Genomic DNA, 18664 nt, shown 5'->3' with positions numbered 1-18664 from the left:
ATGTCAGTGATCCTTGTACTGATAACACTTCTTCTATTTCTTAACTACCTGGAGCTAAGAGAAAACAACAGACTACAAAATATCATCATCAATGGTATATATAATTAGCTTATCCATTTAAGTGGATAGCCTGGATATGTTCTCGATCAAAATCAATAATCATAATGTGACCTTGTAATACATTGTCTCCACAGGCAATCGTTCCTCCGTAGTCCTCTTTGCTATTAAATGTGATATCTACTTGATAAACTTCAATTTCATTAAACCAATCCTTATGTACTTGTTCACAAAGTTCACTCTCATAATAATTTCGAAATACGGCCTCACACTCCGTAAACCAATGCAAATATGAATCTATTACATCAGCAATTGCATCTAACTGAATAGTCGTCGATATAAAGATGCGGACATCATTTAAATCCTCATCCTTAATGGATTGCTTAAATATTTGCACTGTATTTTTCAATACATAACATTTGTACCTCTCATCACTTTCTTCCGAGAGCTCAATGAAATCACTTTGCATCTTAACCCTCCTTCCATAAAACGAATTGCATGATGCAAGGTATGGCTTCTTGAGTAAGCATCCTATACTTTCTCGTCAATAATATATTTATTATCGCCTTGTTTATTGTTATTTTGTTTTTTAATTTCAGTTCTCAAATAGTGTACTTCTTTTATTAGATCCTCAAGTCTTTTCGATGTTTTTGATGAATCTATCGCATAACGTATAACTGCAGCAACGATAAGAAACACAATAAAACATAGGATCAAAGCTATAAGAGCTCCAAAGAATTCCATCCTGATTTACAACTCCTTACTTATATTAAACTGTAATTGATTAACTGTTATGTTTACATGCATATAACGTATTGTCAAACCAAGTGCGACGGAATTACGCTGGAGGATTAGTGAATACCGATATATAGAAAGAGGTAATAATCATGACAAATAGAGCATATTTACCGTTGCTTCTGCTCCTCTTCCTTCTTCTCACAGCCTGTGCCTCAGAAGTTCCTGCTGAAAATCATGACACTGAAGTTATGCTAAGAAATGAAGCTCTCCCCATAATTACGAATGTTAAGACTAACTTTCCCAAAAAAGAAGGTTGGATTATAGTTCCTACAGATAGCACAGAGTTAAATGTCACAGTTGAGGCGACCAACGCGGAAACACTTCTGTTCTGGGCCGTTCCAACAGGAACTGAGACTTGGGGAGAACGAGAACTTATTGGGTATGATACTAACGAGGACGATGGCTGGAAGATAACGTGGGATATTGCGGGTAAGTCTGTGCATCACCATGTGATTGTTCAGGCATTGGGGAGTGATGGTAAGACCATTACCGATGAAACGTTAAATATTACGAACGAGTAAGGTCGATTTAGATCATTTAATTAACGAAGATATTTATTAATAATAAGACCCACCCGGATAACTATTATCTTAGGCGGGCCTCCATTATGGTATGTAGTTGTCTCTGAACTACTTGATTTTAGAGAACAGCTTCTCTTTCTTCTGTTCAAACTCAAACTCAGTAATGATATTTTTTTCTCTCAACTCACCTAATTGCAGAAGCTGTTCGTGAACATTTGCACGTGGCTTTCTTAATTTATTAGCTCTAACCAAAACTACAATTGAAAAAGGTATGGCGTACAGCATACTGAAAAGTCCAAAAATTGCTGCGCCATCAGGATCTTCTGGCCCTAATCCGAATATCATAAAAAACGTTAGTGTAAATAACACAATACCAATGATCGACAATGCTTTCAATTATAATTCCTCCTAAACATCAACCTCGTCCCATTCATAATGACATATGCAAGTTGAAATAAAAGCATAACTAGATAACTTATATTTACAACGAAACTGAATTTATGATTTTTGGCTAATTTCATATACTCTTCTTTACCTATCCCCCCAGTGTCCAATCCGGATTTAAGTTTCTTATTCGAATTCAATATTAAATACAACTCAATAGTCCCAAATAATCCCCATACTAAAGTGAAAACTAATGAGACGGCATTGGCAACCGATAATAGCATAAGGGAACCTTCATCCAATCTCCTTCCATATTTAAAAATAAGATTTATGACCAGTCCTGATAATTAACCCAAAACCAATAAAACTTAAATATGGTGTAAACCTGGAGCTTCTCATGAGCCCTCCTCCTTTTAATGATTGAGACTATATAATAAAATGCGCTCGTTCCTCTTGATTAGAACTAAAAATATAGTCCGGATACTTATTTGCAATAGGTGGAAGCTCATGCTCGGGGAAAAATTGCAGATCTTTCATCTCTTCATTATCGGATGCCAGTTGTCCAGACTTGATACTGCATTCAAATACGATTGTTAAATATTCAACCTGGTGACCATTACTGTATGTAAACCGCTGCTCTTCACCACCATAGATCCCTATCACTTTCTCCGGTTCTATGATAAGTCCTGTCTCTTCCCATGCTTCTCTTATCATCGCTTGAGCAGGTGTCTCACCGAGCTCGATTGCCCCAGCAATTAAGCCCAGTTGGTTTCATTATGTCTACGACCGAACAATATCTCTCCATGGTCATTTCGGATAACCCCAGCCACACCCGGCATAAAAATCAGCTCGTTTCCGATCTTTCCCCTAAGGTTCTTATAATAATCAGACATGCCCATGTAGAGTATACCTCCTTCTTTCAGCTACTGAATTCCCGCTGTTCCGTAGGTAGCTTCAATGGCTTGTTTATAATTTTCCCAATGAAAATAAAATGGGCCCACATCTATTTTATTGTCGTTCAATAAGAAATCACTCCAGATCACAACATCATCTTCTCTATCAATCTTTACTGAGATAAATCCACATTCTTCATCTCCACACCAAGGGCAAACTAAAATCGGATATCTATAATACATGGATTCATGTGGCTTATTAAGTAGAAAATAGTCAATAAGAAGTCGTTGATACTCGTCGCTTCCCCATCCTAGACAAGGTACCAAATCATGTTTTTTCAGTATCTGATAGAGCGATCTACCATCAATAATGATGTCTGCAAATTTCGTGTTTTTATTTCCGTCTTGTTCGGGATCGAACTCATCGTATCTTGAAGAACATTTGGTTTCTATTGTATTGATGTTCACTACATTCCCTCCATACTCAGCCTCTTGGGCTCTGCCTCACTCTTCTTCTGCGAGAATATCTTCACAGCGAACAATAAGTTCAGGCATATCTTCTCCATAAAATAGAACATGAAGCTCATATCCGTTATCAATCTGGTACAGCTCTTGATACAGCCAGTAACTGCCTACAATCTCTCCCTCTTGCCTGATGATTTCGGGTGCAATCAGCGTAAGTTTATTCATATTAGTGAAGCCTCCACTGGTATCAAAACGAATGACAGCTTCCTCTCCCGTCAGTAGTTCCGTCACTGTACAATCATGAAACTGAACCCGGCTACGAATTTCATCCGAAATATCCTGCGCTAAAATGGCCTCCCTGTATTCTTTCGATACGCGGTCCATCTCTCTCGTATTTTCCGCACTCTGTTTCTTTAACTGAAGCAATATTTCTCTTGTGCAATAACCGAGCGTAAACACACGGATATCTGCAATTTGCTCAACGATGTTTTGGGGTAAACGCTCTTTCTGGCTTTGGACAATCCATTCCATCGTTTCTTTATACTCTTCTTTGCATTTTTTCTCGTCAAAAGGTGGGCGGACATCATGTTCTGCAATGAGTTTCTCGATATGTGCTCTTTGTTCTGGTGGCATATGATAAATCATCTGATCCTCTTCAGCCACCGCTTCCTCACTAAAAAACTGATCAGCATGTACAAGAACCGTACCATCATGCTTCAGCATAGAACGAGGATCGATGTTATATATCTCACGTTCCACATTTACATGCGCTTTTTCTTTTCTTTTGTACAGCCTCAGAAAAAGAGCTTCGTCCAATTCGTTAGTTCCCCTATGTACCCTCATCCCAAAATGAAGTCCAGTACGCTGACACATCTCATACCATTCTTTCGTTAGATATTTCATGGGCATCTCTCCTGTTGATCTTTAGAATCTACTTTGCTATTGAGGCGTAGAGCTTTTTAATTTGTGTTGAGAATTTAGCTGCACCTGGAATACGTGTACGTTTGTAATATGCAGTTAACTGTTTTGGATGATTTTTGACCATATCATATTCAATGATCGTGTTAGCGATAACTGATCTCGTAAATCCTAACACCTCGACCACTTCAGATCTATCTCCTGAATCAGGCTCTTCGCCTTCTGGGAATTCTCCGTCCGGATCATCGTCTAATTGCTCACTGAACGTTAATCGAGCCGCCACATAAGACATAATCTTGTCCTTGTCTTCGGCGATCTGCTCCATGATCCACTGAACACATTCTTCCTCTATTGGAGACGAGACCCCAAAGCCCTCCAGAACATATTTCCGCTCTCTAAAAGAATCCATTAATAGCTCTGCTTCATAGTTGGCATGCTCGACAAACTTGACGTGGGGTTTTAGCTGAACGAGCTCGGCAATGACGTTTTTATACCAATCACTTGTTAGTAATTGTTCTATTGTTTTCAACGTGTACACCTCCAGAACTTTCAAATTTTATTCGGCAAAAGGAACAATATTACGCTCTCATCATCCTCATGACATACGGTCTCAATACAATAAACTACGATTCTACGCCAAGGTTTGAAAGAACTTGTGTTTCATATCTTTATGATTCCGTGCCGCCCATGCATGTAACTCCTCTAATCCTTCGGACTCCTGATTTCTTTGGAAATAAAAGCATAAATCCATCGGAACTAACCGTTTTCCATAGAGTTTAATACCAATCCGTCTGTAATTCACATAAATACACTCAATCTGGGATGCATCGTATTTCCGATGTTTTGTAGAGATCACATGATCGCTTTCCAGCGTAATGCTCGGTTTGGTAAATAACAAACGCCGGATCAAAAAAATGATATAACCCAGAATAAAAGTCAATATAACGATACCGAAATACTTCAGAATGCCATTTTCGTCGAATATAACATTACTGAGAATAATAACTTCAATGGCCAGCATGCATATTAAATTCAGAACAGCTCTGGGGTAAGTCGTCGAATATGTGATAAGATATTCCTCCTATTCTTTCTCTCCATTGGTACTTGCTATATTATGTTCAAGATTTAATCGGAAAGACTGGATCTCATTTACATATCTATGGGAAATCCCTGATTAAAGTCGTCTACGTTTAGTTTACCTACTGGTCCCTCTCTATTCGACTAATTTGGTTGACAGATCACCAACATATGGATTAGCGTTATCATCCATCACCGAACTGGACCAGGTTCGCCTCTTCAACACTCTGGAGAGTCTAACTCCTCCAACACCTTAAACTTATCCCCGTGAACCTTTTCGAGGTGCTCCTCTCCCCAGTAACACAAATGGTCCAAAGCGGGTTTGAGTCCCCAACCGTAGCTCGTTAACTCATATTCCACTTTTGGAGGAACCTCCGAATACACCTTTCGCTGCACAATCTCGTCCTTTTCCAAACCTCTGAGCTGCGTTGTCAGTACTTTCTGCGTGATGTCCGGTATCAACCGACGCAGCTCCGATGTACGTTTCCGTCCTGTCATCAAATGATAAATAATCAAAGGCTTCCACTTCCCGCCCATTACTTCCAAGGCCGCCTCCACGCCGACTTTATATTTCTTTGGAGTGCTCGTTTTTCCATGTTCCGTCAACTTTTATCCCTCCTTCATCAAGCTGTTACCGAGGTATAATCATAACCCTCTTATTTCTCTTCGTTTCGTTATTTGAACTCCATTTCGAGGTAGTGATTCAGGGTACTTTGATGTTCCTATGGCACTTCATTCTTCCTATAGAACATCAAAGTGCGTACTTCCAGATGTTTTCATACCTGTTTATAATAGCATCAGCCAGCGATTCATGGCTACAAGACAGCAATGCAGAAAGGTAGTGAAAGATAAGATGAATGTATTAGTCGTTGTGTCCCATTCGAGAAAAGATTCCCTGACCTTCCAGGTTACCGATCATTTCGTGCAGGGCCTTGCCGAGGCTGGTCACGATTTTGAGATATTGGATTTGCATGGCAGTGGCTTCGACCCTGTCCTCCAAGGCATAGATGAACCTGACTTTACCAAGGAACATCAGGTATTCTCCCCTGAGATAGAAGCGGAGATAGAGCGATTGAAGAAGCACGATGCTGTCGCTTTTGTGTTTCCCCTCTGGTGGTGGCATCTGCCAGCCATGCTGAAAGGGTATGTGGATCGTGTCATGAACAACGGGTTTGCCTACGGCTCGAACAAGCTTCATCATCAGCAGATGTTATGGATTACTCTTGCGGGCGTGACGGAAGAACAAATGCAAAAGCGAAACTATGATGAATCGATCAAGAATCTGCTCAATGTGGGTATCGCCAATTACTGCGGGGTGCCCCGGTCGAGCGTTGAATTTTTATATGAAACGCTGGATGCGAAGCCTGAGCATTATGACGCACTTCTGAAACAGGCGTATCAGTTGGGACTAAATTACGGCAAGGACAGCACAACTCAACATGAAGTAAGAACGATATGATTTAAGTTCTATTGATGGGCACTTTTTTTGCGAAAATGAATCAACCCTACTAACACGTTATCATTAGTAAGATGATCACAACAAAAAGGTCGCTCCTAAGAGCGACCTTGCTTAATGCATTATTTTGCCGCGAGAGAAGATGCTTTTCCAGCATGGTGACATCGGGAATCCTATCATTGCAGGAAAGAGAAAAAGAGATAATCTCTTCTCTCCATTCTTTTAACATCTGCATCCATTGTATTCTTTAGTTAATTTCCACAAAAAAAGAAGCCGCCTCCCTGGCCTTCCCCAGTTCAGTGACTCCTTTTTCAACCCCTATTCTAACCCCTACATTTAACTACTCCTTCACCGCCCCAACCACAATCCCAGTCACGAAATAACGTTGCAGGAACGGGTACACGAGCAGGATCGGCAGCGCACTGATAAAGATCTGTGAAGCCCGAATGGTCCGCTGGGACAGGTTCGCTACCGCTTCCGGATCAAGTTTCGACATGTCGGCCTGCACGATGATCGTCTGCATGAATGTCGCCAGTGGCAGCTTTTCTGCATCACGGATGTAGATGATCCCGTCAAAGTACGAGTTCCAATGTCCGACCATCATGAAGAGTGAAACCGTTGCAATAACGGGTACGGAGACAGGCAGATAGATTTTGATAAATGTCTGCAAGTGCCCTGCCCCATCGATAAATGCAGCTTCCTCCAGATCTTTGGGAACGGTACGGAAGAAATTCAGCAGCAGAATAATGTTGAACACCGCAACCAATCCCGGCAGGATCAAGGCCAGCAATGTATTCATTAGTCCCAGCTTCAGAATCAGGATGTACCCCGGAATGAGACCACCGCTGAACAGCATCGTGATGACAAAATACCACAGATAGATGTTGCGTGCACGGAACACCCGCGTCTCTTTGGAGAGCGCGTAGGCTGCAATCGTATTGACGATTAACGCGAGCCCTGTTCCCAGCAACGTCCGCTCTACGGACACCCACAGGGAGGAAAGGAAATTGCTGTTAGCAAACGTTTTGGCATACGCCTCCAGTGTAAAACCAATCGGCCAGAACGTCACCAGTCCAGCATTGGCAGGAGCAGATGCGCTCAGTGATACCATGAGTAAGTGATACAAAGGCAGCAAGCAGAGCAGCGAAAGGATGGTCAGTAACACATTGTTGATTATGCTGAATATGCGGTAAGGCATCGTTTTATGATACATGAGTTCGTCATCCTTTCTAGAAAATTCGGTATCCGGCGAATCGGTAAGCCAGTCGGTAGGAGATCACAATCAGGATCAAACTAATGACCGATTTGAATAGATTCACGGCGGTAGCGAAACTGAACTGCCCACTTAGCAGACCTTCTCTATACACAAACGTATCGATAATATCTCCTTGCTGGTAAATCAATGGACTATATAAGTTAAAGATCTGGTCAAAGTTGGCGTTAAGCACATTACCCAGTGCCAGGGTTGCGATTACGATCCCAATCGGAATAAGTGCCGGGATGGTAATATACATCGTTTGCTTCCAGCGTCCTGCCCCATCCACTTCAGCCGCTTCATAGAGTGCCGGGTTAATGCCAGACAGTGCCGCGAGGAAGATGATCGTGTTGAATCCAAACTCTTTCCAGACATCACTCGCAATAATCGTGAATCGGAACCAGCTGCCATCCCCCAGGAAGAAGATTGGCTTAATGCCGAATACGGAGACCAGGAACTGATTGACAATACCCGTCTGCGCCAGAATATCGATCAGAATGCCTGACAGCGTAACCCAAGACAAAAAGTGCGGAAGATATACGAGCGTTTGAATGGTTCTTTTCAGCGCCATCTTCCGTACCTCATTAAGTAATAAGGCGAAGACAAACGGAATAATTAGGTTCATAATGATCTTGGAACAGGCAAAAAACAGCGTATTCCACGTAATTTGCAGGAAATAATCATTTTCCCACATGTATCTGAAATGCTTCAGTCCGACCCATTCGGAATCGAAAAAACCCAGTGCAGGTTTATAGTCTTGAAATGCCATCAAAATCCCGGACATCGGAATGTATGAAAAAATAAAGACCATAATGGCCGCCGGCAACACCATCAAGTGCAGAATCCATGGTTGTTTGTAGCGTTTTTTTGTTTTTCTGTTCGGCTTGCTCCCAATGTCCGCCTGAGGTACTCGGTTAGCTTCCATATTAGCCTCCATAGCGCGCTCCTGTTCCCAAAAAAAAGTTTTTGTGTGTAATGGGGATCTCTGCTATAAATAGTATCAGGCATTTCTCAGGTCTGACTATATAACATTGTTAGGCTTGATAGTGTTTTGTTAGGGATATCATTGAAAGAGGTTATTTACACGAATTTGAAGGAGACTTTTTATGAATACATGGAAGCGCTTTATAACTTTGGGAAGAACGTCCAGATCCCGGTTTAGTCTGTTTGCCAAAATAAACTGTTTAATTGTGGTCCTGTTCATCCCCATTATTATCATGTATACCTACTCGAACAACGTCACTTATGATGTTGTAAGCAAAGAGCTACAGGTCTCCAATACGAAGCAGCTCACGTTTTTATCCAGTCAGATCGATTCCCGTATTAACCAGATGATGGACTTCAGTCTTATTCTCTCCAGAGATCCCAATGTCAGAGCATTTAATGGCTTGAACATATGGAATGATCGTTATGACAAGATGCAGACCCGATATGTTATTCAGGAAAAACTGATGCTTCAATCGGGTGTTACCGATATATGGCCTACCCGATACGCTGTGTATTCACAACAGAATCAAGATGTGATTGCCAACTATAATAGAACTTCCGGGTATGATGAGGATTACCTGAAAAGAAATATGAGCGGACAATGGACCTACGGTGATCAAAGTGCTGAATCAAAAGAGGATATGAAATCCTTTTACTGGTTCTTGACGGATTCCTTGGCCCAGCCGGGCATGTTGACGGGAAGTAATCTGGTGATTGAAGCCAGCTTCAGTTATGAGAATATTCAGAACATGCTGGATACGTATAAAGCAGGTGGACAAGGTGATCCCTTCTTTTATCACAAAGGAAATTCACCCATTCTGAATCGCAGTGCAGACAAGCAGCTATCCGAGGAACTTATTCGTTATCTGGATGAGAACTCGCCAGAGGATACCACACAGGATGTCGTTAAGCTGAACGGGAAAAAGTATCTCGTTAGCTCGGTGAAATCCTCCTATCTGGATTGGCATTTGGTCGATGTGGTTCCACTCTATCAGATTCTGCAGCCGATCTCGCTCAGTCGGAACTTGTTCTATCTCTTTATGATTCTGCTGTTTGTGGTAGGCATTTCCGCCTCCATTCTGTTATATCGAAACATCCAATATCCGATCAAAAAGCTGATCCAGGGCTTACGGCGCGTGCAGCGCGGAGATTATTCCGTACGTCTGCATAGCAAGGATCAGAATGAGTTCTCGTTTTTGTTCCATCGATTCAATGATATGTCACATCAGATTCAAGACCTGATCGAGAACGTGTTCCAGGAAAAAATCAGGGCCAAGGAAGCTACGCTGAAACAGCTACAGGCGCAGATCAATCCTCATTTTCTGTATAACTGTCTTGGCTATATCATCAACATGGCCCAGATGAAGGACGAGCAAGCCGTCGTGTCCATGGCGCATAACCTAAGTGCCTACTATCGTTATACGACACGAGTGGAGCGAGAGACATCTTCTCTAAAAGAAGAAATCAATCTGCTCGTCAACTATTTGGATATCCAGAAGCTGCGTAATGGCAGAATTGAATACCACATCGACATCCCTGAGGATATGCTTGCACAGTCCGTACCACGATTAATGCTGCAACCGATTGTGGAGAATTCCGTCATTCACGGTGTAGCGAAGTCTTATTCATCAGGTGAAATTCGAATTACTGGCGAGAGCTCGAACGGGTTCTGCAAAATTTACATCGATGACGATGGACCCGGCTTAAGCCCGGATCAGTTGGAGGCGTTGAATCTGAAAATGCAGCAGCCGCTGCAGGAGGAAATGGGCTGTGGCCTCTGGAACACGAATCAGCGAATCATGCATCTATTCGGCAATCAATCCTACCTTCTATTCGGCCCATCCCCTCTCGGCGGATTCCGAACCGAGATGATCTGGGAGATCCCGAAAGAGGATACTGATTCCGATAAAGGAAATATCGATACAAACAATAAATTGACGAATTGATTTTGAACAAGCCATGTACATGGAAACGCAGAGGACAGAAAAAACCTGAAGAAACGGAGTGCTCGCCTTTATCCCCAGATTTACACATTATAAAATTCATTCAATAAATCCGGGGGTAACAGCGATCGGAAGGTTGTTCTGTCATCGGAGTGGCAAGTGTACAGATGTCTGCGTTCAACCACTAAGGAGACAATACAACATGCAAATGATCATCGTAGACGATGAAGCACATTGGGTAGATAACCTGTCCATGACCAAGCCGTGGCATACGCTGGGGATCGAACAGGTGCATAAAGCATATTCGGCACACGAAGCACTTCAACTGATCGATACCCACCCTATAGATATTGTGATCTCGGATATTCAAATGCCCGAAATGACAGGTATTGAACTGATCGAACGGATCAGAGTCCGTGACAAAAAAATAAAGTGTATTCTTTTATCGGGGCATTCCGAATTCGATTACGCCAAAAAAGCGATCCAGTTCGAAGCCGTCGATTACTTGCTGAAGCCGCCGACGGATGATGAATTAATGGGTGCCGTTCAGAAAGCCATTGATCAATTAAATACCGAATGGGAAATCGTCAGTTCACTAAAACGAACCCAGTTTACCCTGCGGGAGAATCTGCCGCATTTGCGGGGTCGACTGCTCCTTGAAGCTTTGCAGGGACATCGAATTGCCTCCAGCGAATGGGCACGGAAACTTGCCAATTACGATCTGCCCTTCCACGCCGGGGATTGCGCATTAATGCTTGTACGTATGGAAGAAGAATTCGGGCAATACGACAACAACGACCAAACCTTGCTTGAATATGCCGTCATCAATATGGCGGAAGAGATTATGGGAGAGTTTATGGAAGTGTGGGGCGTGAAGGAGGAGCATGGATATCTAGTCTTTTTGCTTCAACTGAAAGTGAACAACTCCGATATTGGCAAAGAAACCATACTGGAGAAGCTTTCGGTACAACTTCAGTCCAAAGTTAAGCAGTTTCTGAAGGGTTCCCTCTCTATCGTCATCACCGAATGGTTCGCGTTTCCCGATCAGCTATATGATCGTTTTCGGCAGGCCTCCGCTTATTTCCGACAAATTGTCGGCGACGAGCGTGAATTCGTGATGCGGGTCAGTGACGTGGAGACTCCGGCAGCGCAAGGCCCGCTGGATGTCCTATATACTCCACCCACGTTCATTCACCTGTTAGAGAGTGGTCAATGGGATGCGGCAGAAGAAAAAATACTGGCCGTCTGTGCGGAGCTGGATGAAAAATGGTCGGAATCGTGGGAGCATTGCATGGAGGCTGGTTTTTTAATTACGGCTTCGTTCACCAATCTCGCACACCGAAACAAGCTAACTTTGGCCAATTTAATGGGTGACGATATCGAGTGGTTGCAGAGCGGAGAAGCGTTCACCACCATCAGTAAACTGCGCAAATGGTCGCTTAGTGTACTCAGCAAACTCAAGGAAGGCACGTCCAACGAGATCAAGGACATCCGTTCCGAGTATGTGAAGAAGATTCAGGATTTTACGGATAAAAACCTGCATCTGGATGTTTCTTTGCGTGTACTCGCCGATCATGTTAATCTGCATCCGACCCATTTGTCCAAGATTTATAAGATTGAAACGGGTGAAGGCATCAGTGATTATATCTCGCGTCTTCGTATGGATCGGGCCTGCCACAAGCTGGTTACGACCACCAAAAAGGTGTATGAAATCAGCATGGAGATTGGTTATATGGACCCGGCTTATTTTATCAAAGTGTTCAAGCGTCAATTCGGTGTCACGCCGCAGGAGTACCGAGACCAGCATTAAATAACATGACTGAAAACCGAATTTTTTGAACTTTCACTAATAGAGTCCTATCGAAACTAACAAACTCATATAGATGCCCTCCCGTCCAAATTGGTACAGTTACACTTGTAAAGATCATACATCGTAGGGGGATTGAACAATGATCAAATTCAAAACATGGTGGTCACTGCTCATGGTTATCGCGCTCATCACGATCACTGCGTGCGGCAGTGGCGATACAGCCAGTGACAATGGTACCAAAGATGATACACCGGCGACCGTCGGTTCAGCTGAAGCAGAAGCTGCTTTTGCCAAAGGAAAATACGACCCACCCATCGAATTCAGTTCGGTATTGATGCCGAAAAAATACGTGCAAGGGGACACCAAAGAAAATAACGTACACGATCGCTGGATGCTGGAAACGCTGGGTATGAAGCATAAAGATACCTGGTATCCGGCCAATGACGATCAATACAGACAAAAGCTGCAACTGGCTATCGCCTCTGGTGAGAAGCTGCCGGATTTCGTGTCCGTACCGACCAACGCGGTATTGACCAATCAGTTGATCGACTCCGGTCAATTCATCGCCATCGATGAGTTGTTCGACAGGTACGCGAGTCAGACCCTGAAAGATCACGCAGCAGCACATCCTGAACTGTGGTATCCGTTCACCAAGGACGGCAAGAAATACAATATGCCGATCATGGAGTATACGGATAACGATGACACATTGCTGTGGCTTAGAGAAGACTGGATGGAGAAGCTGAACCTGGAAGCTCCGAAAACTATTGCAGACCTTGAGAACATCATGGACAAATTCAAAAACGAGAACCCGGACGGTCTGTCTCCAGACAAAGTATTCCCGCTGGCGATTTCGCTGAAAAATAACACCAACACCTGGATGGGGCAGCTCGACTGGTTGTTCGGTGCATATGGCACAATCGAGGAGCAATGGAACAAAGACGCAAACGGCAATCTGGAGTACGGCTCCGTTAACCCGGGTGCGAAACAAGCCCTTGCCAAGCTGGCTGAATGGATGAACAAAGGTTATATCCATACCGACTCCGCTCTGTGGGACGAAGGTAAATCCGCTGAAAGCTGGACGGCTGGCAAAGCGGGCATTCTGCCTGGTGCAAACTGGGTACCCGACTGGCCTGCACCTGACCTGCTGAAGAACGTACCTGGCTCAAAATATAAAGCTTACCCTGTTCCGGCTGGCCCAGACGGCAAGATCGGTACGAAGTGGCAGAACTCTGGTGTCAACGCAAGTATCATGATTAACAAGGATGCGAAGCATCCAGAAGCCATCTTCCTGTACTACAACTACCTGCTCGATAACCTGGCTAACCCGGCTGCGGGCAGTGAGTATGAATATGGCTTCGCCAAAGGTTACGACTGGGATATCGTAGACGGACAACCGACCAGTGACAAAGAGAAGATCAAAGACTTCTCCAACGAGTTCCCGTTCCTGACTGGCCCGGCTCGTATTCCGGATCTGTACATGAAAACACTCGTGAAGCTGGCAAACGGCGAGAAGCCTGAAACACCTTACGAGAAACAAATGGCCGAATTCCGTAAACCGGAAAACTGGTATGCTGGTAAAGTCGTTATGTCCCAGATCGACATCCGTAAACAAAACTATTTCACTGGCGCAGCCACACCAACCATGGTATCCAAATGGAACCTGCTCCGCCAGTCCGAGATGGAAACCTTCAACAAAATCATCTACGGCCAACTGCCGGTTGATGCCTTTGACCAATTCGTCGCCAACTGGAAATCCAATGGCGGTGATCAGATCACGCAAGAAGTGAATGATTGGTTTAAATCGGTAAGTGCGAAGTAAGAATTGAAAAAGTAACATGGGTCAAAATAAAAGAATAAAAAAACAAGCCGAAGCGGACATTGCCATCGCTTCGGCTTGTTTTCTATATCTAGTTAACCCAGCACTTTAAAATACAGAAACTTCAACAGAATCCGTGCCCATAACTCTTTTTCCATCTTTCTCTTCTGATCCGACCTCAATACCAATTTTCAACGACTTAGATGGGGGCATCCCCTTTTGATCCGGACTTAAATCGATCACAATCGTTCCAGTACCCCCGCCATTTGCTATGTAATTTCGTTCTCTCCCAATTTCAATCATCGTGCGCCAAGAAGAGTCATCAGAAGAATTCATCCAGGTGGATACATACTCAGCTGGCTTTAACTTCGATTGATGTTCAGGATAACTGCTGGTGATACTGGAGACACTCCATTGATCAGTGATATAAAATGCAACACCACCCCAGTCAGCGGGGTCAATCTCTACATGTGCTACTATTTTGATATGCTCAATATGCTCCTTCTCACCCTCAACAAATATCGATCCTTCTGTCATTGTCTTTAAATTCGTTGATTTGGCATCCAGATCAAAGTTTTCAACTTGAATAATATTTCCATTAACCACTGGCTCATTAGCTTCCTTTTTGTTGAAATTCAAAAATAACAGAATAGATACAATCACAATAAACATAAAAAGCAAGATTAAGTATTTAGATCTTTTTTTCATATAACCATACCTCACTTCTGTCTTTGTTTCTTTAAGCTTAATACATAATTAACACCCTCCTTTCCTTATCAAGCTCCTCCCAAGCCTTCGCAGAATTAAATTCATGGTGTACAGGTGTATACATATATAACGTCACAATCTGCATGGAAGTAATAATTTCGAATTTGGAAATTTGGAAATTTGGAAAAGTAGAGCATTAAAACCGGAGCCGAAGCGATAGATTCACGCTTCGGCTCCGGTTTTCAAGTTAAGATCGAGGTAGCTTCCCCCTGACTTATGGGTTCGCCTTAGTGGATCAAGCCTCTGTCTCGGTCTCCTCTGGCATCGACTGACCCAGCAAGGATACTGTGAGCTGAATGCCATCTCGTAGTCCCTGCATATACAACCGCTCATTTTCTATGCCCTTGCTGACAATATAACGATTCTCCCACTCGATATATTCAGGTGTCTGCTCCACATCCTTACCTGCAAACAAAACTCCAAACGCTTTGTCTGTTTCCCCACGTACTCGACTCAGTTCAGGATCATGTTCAAGCCGGGCAGTCACCTCATCCAGCCTTGCTTGAATCGCTCGTTGCATCCACGGTGGAAAATTCATTGCTTCTCCTCCCCTATATGTACCGTACTCATCACCGTACCACTCGACTATGCTTCGCCCTCAGTTCACTAACTCGTGCCACCAGTTCGTCCACCCTTCGGCTCTGTTCCTGAACCTCAGGGTTCTCCCACAACGGAATCGCTTGCTTCAAGGATGCCTCACCAAGCTGATTAAGCTTGCGCCGTTCATCTTCCAATAAGTCAAGCAACCGGCTCATACATCCACCTCTCTGATAGGTCTAAACTACTTCATGTCTTGGTAAGACTAGACTTGAGCAGTCATTTTAATGCGATTATCGGTTTATTTTATTTTAATTCGATATACGCATTAAAACAACCATTATTTCTCATACAATTTGGTTGAAATGAGGGGTGTACATAATGAAGCATAGACAAGAACCACCTGGCAACAAAAATATTATCGGTTCCCGAGTCGTAGCTATCCGTAAAAGTAAAGGAATCAAACAAAGAGAATTCCTCGCCAGATTGCAAACACTGGGGTTGGATATCAGTCAGACCAGTCTTTCACGTTTGGAGGGTCAGTATCGTCTTGTTCAGGATTATGAAGTAGTAATGATTGCGAGAGCTTTGGATGTTTCTGTGGGGTATTTGCTTGGGGAAGAATAATTGATTATCTAAATTACTGTATATAAACCTTAATTCCCCTGTGAACGAATGCATTTGATTATACACACGAAAGCATCCACTCTTTTACCATCTTTCCGATTGTTATATGCATTAAAAAAGCCTGCCAAAAACTCGACAGGCAACTTAATACTGATTGTCTTATTCCCAGGCCATTGCTTTTGGGACGGATATATACGAAGATTTCTCAATGATATGAGGCATTCTCTAGAAGCTCTCTATTTTCCTCAAGAAAGTAAATTGTTGAACCGACTAAAGAAAAGTTTAAATACTACCTTTCAATTGTTGAATGAGTCTATTAGTTAATTTCCACTTTGTACTAATCATTTGAGAACAAAGAGCTAAATCTACCAAAGCATTTAAATATCTATTTAGCTTCTCTTCTTGATAACATATCTTCTATACAAAAATCATCATTTATTTTTATCACAAACAAAATCAATAATCTTAGGAAGATCATATAGTTATACTCGTGCGTTTTATCATTCTCAGTACTTTTAGGTTGAGTATGGCTATATCTATTCCTTAAATCCAATCCGTTGTTAAACTGTGACTTATTAAGCGTATAATTGATATACTCTTGCTCAGGTTTTGATAGCAAGGAACTTTCAAAAACTACTACATTCTTTGTTTCAAGTTTATCCAAAGCATTTCTCATTATTAGTGGAGCTCGCCAAAAGTTAACTACTTCATTAGCAAATAAATCTTTCATTACCAAAACCACAGACTCATCTTCAAAAACAATGAATCCTTCTTCATCATTCTTGAGATAGTTCTTTTCAATTAACCATTCAATTTTGTTATGAGAGTATTCTGGATAATCAGCTAACTTGAGAGGTTGATTGCATAGTAATTCAAAGTAGTTATTGTAGCTACTCTGATTTTTTTTACTATAGCCAAGTCCACTTTGATCAGAAAAAAAGAGAAAAGATGCGTAGTCAAACTCCTCGCCTTTACCATAAGCATACTTTTTATTTACTAGTGAAGGAATATTGCTATATATAAGATGTTCAGAGCGTATTTCAAGTAAATCGAAATCAACTATACCTTCTTCAACGTATAAAATAAATTGTTTTAGAACAGACTCTACCGCTGGCATTATATTAGTGCACTTCTCGAGTAATGTAGAGTGAGTTGATGGCATATTAATATCAAAATTTGATACTAAGAACTCATTCGGCAAGTATTCTTTAAAAAACCATTCAATCACTAACTCAATACGCACTCCTAGGCTAGACAGTTCATTATAATATCCGTTTATTTGTAATAAAGATAATGAATCCTTTTGATTAAATACCATTCCTGTCAAATAAGCATTTCGAGAACGAGAATCAAGAATTTTTTCCATTACCCCCATTTGATTAGATTTGTTTACAAAGTTACATCTCATTTGATAATCAACAAATTCGAATAAATATATAAAGTTATTTAATAGTGTTCCATAATCGGTATTGTTTTCAAACCATTTTGTACTGTACATAGTCTTTATTGAAAGCCCATCTATATTAGAAATAACAACTTCTTCCTGATTTTTAGAAAAACCTACGGTAGTTTCGACTAGCATCCCCGAGTCTTCAGGAAAAAGTCTTTCTTCTTCTTTTTCTACTCTTTTTTTCGCGGTTAATATAGTTCTCGGTGAGAGCAGAAGTTTGTCTTTATTACTTTGTACATTCACAATAAGCCGCAAATAATTCAAATTAGGACTTCCGCTATTAATGTAATTAATAATGATTCTTTCTTTATCCAAAAATGTTAGCTCTTTTGGGAAATTCAACTTTTCTTTATCTGTTGTATGTTGCATTTCATATTCATCTAACAGTAGTTCTGCTACTGAATGATCACTCAACATATATTCCTTAATAACATTACCAAAGTGTTGAACTAACGTTTTGTGCCTTAATAGTTGATATAGCCAAATATTATTTTCGGTTAAAAATTGATTAAAACTTAAATCAGTAATTCTTTCGTATACTTTGAATTTTTCAAAAAGTGCCCAAAAATCCTCTCTGTATTCTATTTCCAATTCATTATAAAAATCTGCTAGGTTTTCACTGTTAATGGAATGAAAAAAACGTCCAATCTTTTTGAAATAAATATTAACTTGCTTCTCATATTTTTCTATCTCATTCGAAGTCCAAGTAAGGAGGTATAGCTTATGCTCAAAATATTGTTTTATATTATATATTTCAATCAGATCATTAATATTTAATTCTTCTTTTTCTGCTCTACCCTCTATTAGATAATTTTCGATTTCTTTTAAGACAAACCCGCTTGCCAAGTCATTTCTTGAATAGAATTTAATCTCTCTCATAATCTAGCCCCTTAAATTCT

Annotated in this window: 20 protein-coding genes and 1 pseudogene; 6 read left to right on the top strand and 15 right to left on the bottom strand. The window is 41.7% G+C overall.

Annotated features, from left to right (window positions below):
• Positions 1-109: 109 nt before the first annotated feature.
• Positions 110-526 (bottom strand): hypothetical protein, encoded by a 417-nt coding sequence (locus DC345_RS00740; RefSeq protein ID WP_113051481.1) that lies wholly within the window; start codon positions 524-526, stop codon positions 110-112.
• Positions 527-588: 62 nt separating this feature from the next.
• Complete coding sequence (locus DC345_RS00735; RefSeq protein WP_090894809.1) at positions 589-801, bottom strand: hypothetical protein; 213 nt, start codon at positions 799-801, stop codon at positions 589-591.
• Between the two features lie 143 nt (positions 802-944).
• Here DC345_RS00735 and DC345_RS00730 point away from each other — a divergent pair, with 143 nt between their 5' ends.
• Positions 945-1376: a hypothetical protein gene (locus DC345_RS00730; protein ID WP_113051480.1), complete on the top strand. Its 432-nt coding sequence runs from the start codon at positions 945-947 to the stop codon at positions 1374-1376.
• Positions 1377-1484: 108 nt separating this feature from the next.
• Here the strand turns inward: DC345_RS00730 and DC345_RS00725 are convergent, their stop codons facing one another.
• The 7 genes and pseudogenes from DC345_RS00725 to DC345_RS00690 all read right to left on the bottom strand — a co-directional run bounded on the left by DC345_RS00725 (position 1485) and on the right by DC345_RS00690 (position 5650).
• Complete coding sequence (locus DC345_RS00725; RefSeq protein ID WP_113051479.1) at positions 1485-1772, bottom strand: SHOCT domain-containing protein; 288 nt, start codon at positions 1770-1772, stop codon at positions 1485-1487.
• A gap of 414 nt (positions 1773-2186) precedes the next feature.
• Positions 2187-2659, bottom strand: a pseudogene (locus tag DC345_RS00715) (NUDIX domain-containing protein).
• Between the two features lie 24 nt (positions 2660-2683).
• Positions 2684-3121: an oxidoreductase gene (locus tag DC345_RS00710; protein WP_113051477.1), complete on the bottom strand. Its 438-nt coding sequence runs from the start codon at positions 3119-3121 to the stop codon at positions 2684-2686.
• Positions 3122-3157: 36 nt separating this feature from the next.
• Positions 3158-4021 (bottom strand): DUF4085 family protein, encoded by an 864-nt coding sequence (locus DC345_RS00705; RefSeq protein ID WP_113051476.1) that lies wholly within the window; start codon positions 4019-4021, stop codon positions 3158-3160.
• A gap of 28 nt (positions 4022-4049) precedes the next feature.
• Positions 4050-4565, bottom strand: a complete 516-nt coding sequence (locus DC345_RS00700; RefSeq protein WP_113051475.1) for a hypothetical protein — start codon at positions 4563-4565, stop codon at positions 4050-4052.
• A gap of 102 nt (positions 4566-4667) precedes the next feature.
• Complete coding sequence (locus DC345_RS31565) at positions 4668-5057, bottom strand: hypothetical protein (RefSeq protein ID WP_113051474.1); 390 nt, start codon at positions 5055-5057, stop codon at positions 4668-4670.
• Between the two features lie 275 nt (positions 5058-5332).
• Positions 5333-5650 (bottom strand): winged helix-turn-helix transcriptional regulator, encoded by a 318-nt coding sequence (locus DC345_RS00690; protein WP_181586440.1) that lies wholly within the window; start codon positions 5648-5650, stop codon positions 5333-5335.
• A gap of 316 nt (positions 5651-5966) precedes the next feature.
• Between DC345_RS00690 and DC345_RS00685 the strand changes: the two genes are divergently transcribed.
• Positions 5967-6572 carry an NAD(P)H oxidoreductase gene (locus DC345_RS00685; protein WP_113051472.1) on the top strand — a complete coding sequence of 202 codons (606 nt, stop codon included), beginning with the start codon at positions 5967-5969 and terminating at the stop codon, positions 6570-6572.
• Positions 6573-6909: 337 nt separating this feature from the next.
• Here the strand turns inward: DC345_RS00685 and DC345_RS00680 are convergent, their stop codons facing one another.
• Both DC345_RS00680 and DC345_RS00675 read right to left on the bottom strand, forming a co-directional pair.
• Positions 6910-7782 carry a carbohydrate ABC transporter permease gene (locus DC345_RS00680; RefSeq protein ID WP_113051471.1) on the bottom strand — a complete coding sequence of 291 codons (873 nt, stop codon included), beginning with the start codon at positions 7780-7782 and terminating at the stop codon, positions 6910-6912.
• A gap of 16 nt (positions 7783-7798) precedes the next feature.
• A complete protein-coding gene (locus DC345_RS00675; RefSeq protein ID WP_053780273.1) occupies positions 7799-8749 on the bottom strand; it encodes an ABC transporter permease in 951 nt (316 codons plus the stop codon).
• A 181-nt stretch (positions 8750-8930) separates the two neighbouring features.
• On the opposite strand from DC345_RS00675, the gene DC345_RS00670 reads away from it, so the two are divergent.
• From DC345_RS00670 to DC345_RS00660, 3 genes are all read left to right on the top strand, one after another.
• Positions 8931-10757 carry a sensor histidine kinase gene (locus tag DC345_RS00670; RefSeq protein WP_113051470.1) on the top strand — a complete coding sequence of 609 codons (1827 nt, stop codon included), beginning with the start codon at positions 8931-8933 and terminating at the stop codon, positions 10755-10757.
• Positions 10758-10956: 199 nt separating this feature from the next.
• Positions 10957-12564 (top strand): response regulator transcription factor, encoded by a 1608-nt coding sequence (locus tag DC345_RS00665; RefSeq protein ID WP_113051469.1) that lies wholly within the window; start codon positions 10957-10959, stop codon positions 12562-12564.
• A 139-nt stretch (positions 12565-12703) separates the two neighbouring features.
• Complete coding sequence (locus tag DC345_RS00660; protein ID WP_113051468.1) at positions 12704-14386, top strand: type 2 periplasmic-binding domain-containing protein; 1683 nt, start codon at positions 12704-12706, stop codon at positions 14384-14386.
• A gap of 105 nt (positions 14387-14491) precedes the next feature.
• Here DC345_RS00660 and DC345_RS00655 read toward each other — a convergent pair whose 3' ends face one another.
• From DC345_RS00655 to DC345_RS00645, 3 genes are all read right to left on the bottom strand, one after another.
• Positions 14492-15091, bottom strand: a complete 600-nt coding sequence (locus DC345_RS00655) for a hypothetical protein (protein WP_113051467.1) — start codon at positions 15089-15091, stop codon at positions 14492-14494.
• A gap of 295 nt (positions 15092-15386) precedes the next feature.
• The gene (locus tag DC345_RS00650; RefSeq protein ID WP_113051466.1) at positions 15387-15689 is read right to left on the bottom strand and encodes a hypothetical protein; all 303 of its coding nucleotides are present in this window, start codon (positions 15687-15689) and stop codon (positions 15387-15389) included.
• Between the two features lie 31 nt (positions 15690-15720).
• Positions 15721-15906, bottom strand: coding sequence for an aspartyl-phosphate phosphatase Spo0E family protein (locus DC345_RS00645; RefSeq protein WP_113051465.1), 186 nt, complete (start codon positions 15904-15906; stop codon positions 15721-15723).
• A 163-nt stretch (positions 15907-16069) separates the two neighbouring features.
• Here DC345_RS00645 and DC345_RS00640 point away from each other — a divergent pair, with 163 nt between their 5' ends.
• Complete coding sequence (locus DC345_RS00640) at positions 16070-16315, top strand: helix-turn-helix domain-containing protein (RefSeq protein WP_113051464.1); 246 nt, start codon at positions 16070-16072, stop codon at positions 16313-16315.
• 385 nt (positions 16316-16700) lie between these two features.
• Here the strand turns inward: DC345_RS00640 and DC345_RS00635 are convergent, their stop codons facing one another.
• A complete protein-coding gene (locus DC345_RS00635) occupies positions 16701-18644 on the bottom strand; it encodes a hypothetical protein (RefSeq protein ID WP_258530416.1) in 1944 nt (647 codons plus the stop codon).
• Positions 18645-18664 lie beyond the last annotated feature (20 nt).

This window comes from Paenibacillus taichungensis (genome assembly GCF_003287275.1).
In the GTDB taxonomy this organism is placed as follows: domain Bacteria; phylum Bacillota; class Bacilli; order Paenibacillales; family Paenibacillaceae; genus Paenibacillus; species Paenibacillus taichungensis_A.
This window is presented reverse-complemented; position numbering and strand designations above follow the sequence as displayed.

Excerpts from the sequence above, each read along its gene's own strand:
- DC345_RS00740 (WP_113051481.1), bottom strand. The coding sequence starts at position 526 with ATGCAAAGTGATTTCATTGAGCTCTCGGAAGAAAGTGATGAGAGGTAC.
- DC345_RS00735 (WP_090894809.1), bottom strand. The coding sequence starts at position 801 with ATGGAATTCTTTGGAGCTCTTATAGCTTTGATCCTATGTTTTATTGTG.
- DC345_RS00730 (WP_113051480.1), top strand. The coding sequence starts at position 945 with ATGACAAATAGAGCATATTTACCGTTGCTTCTGCTCCTCTTCCTTCTT.
- DC345_RS00705 (WP_113051476.1), bottom strand. The coding sequence starts at position 4,021 with ATGAAATATCTAACGAAAGAATGGTATGAGATGTGTCAGCGTACTGGA.
- DC345_RS31565 (WP_113051474.1), bottom strand. The coding sequence starts at position 5,057 with ATGCTGGCCATTGAAGTTATTATTCTCAGTAATGTTATATTCGACGAA.
- DC345_RS00690 (WP_181586440.1), bottom strand. The coding sequence starts at position 5,650 with ATGGGCGGGAAGTGGAAGCCTTTGATTATTTATCATTTGATGACAGGA.
- DC345_RS00685 (WP_113051472.1), top strand. The coding sequence starts at position 5,967 with ATGAATGTATTAGTCGTTGTGTCCCATTCGAGAAAAGATTCCCTGACC.
- DC345_RS00680 (WP_113051471.1), bottom strand. The coding sequence starts at position 7,782 with ATGTATCATAAAACGATGCCTTACCGCATATTCAGCATAATCAACAAT.
- DC345_RS00675 (WP_053780273.1), bottom strand. The coding sequence starts at position 8,749 with ATGGAAGCTAACCGAGTACCTCAGGCGGACATTGGGAGCAAGCCGAAC.
- DC345_RS00670 (WP_113051470.1), top strand. The coding sequence starts at position 8,931 with ATGAATACATGGAAGCGCTTTATAACTTTGGGAAGAACGTCCAGATCC.
- DC345_RS00665 (WP_113051469.1), top strand. The coding sequence starts at position 10,957 with ATGCAAATGATCATCGTAGACGATGAAGCACATTGGGTAGATAACCTG.
- DC345_RS00660 (WP_113051468.1), top strand. The coding sequence starts at position 12,704 with ATGATCAAATTCAAAACATGGTGGTCACTGCTCATGGTTATCGCGCTC.
- DC345_RS00655 (WP_113051467.1), bottom strand. The coding sequence starts at position 15,091 with ATGAAAAAAAGATCTAAATACTTAATCTTGCTTTTTATGTTTATTGTG.
- DC345_RS00650 (WP_113051466.1), bottom strand. The coding sequence starts at position 15,689 with ATGAATTTTCCACCGTGGATGCAACGAGCGATTCAAGCAAGGCTGGAT.
- DC345_RS00645 (WP_113051465.1), bottom strand. The coding sequence starts at position 15,906 with ATGAGCCGGTTGCTTGACTTATTGGAAGATGAACGGCGCAAGCTTAAT.
- DC345_RS00640 (WP_113051464.1), top strand. The coding sequence starts at position 16,070 with ATGAAGCATAGACAAGAACCACCTGGCAACAAAAATATTATCGGTTCC.
- DC345_RS00635 (WP_258530416.1), bottom strand. The coding sequence starts at position 18,644 with ATGAGAGAGATTAAATTCTATTCAAGAAATGACTTGGCAAGCGGGTTT.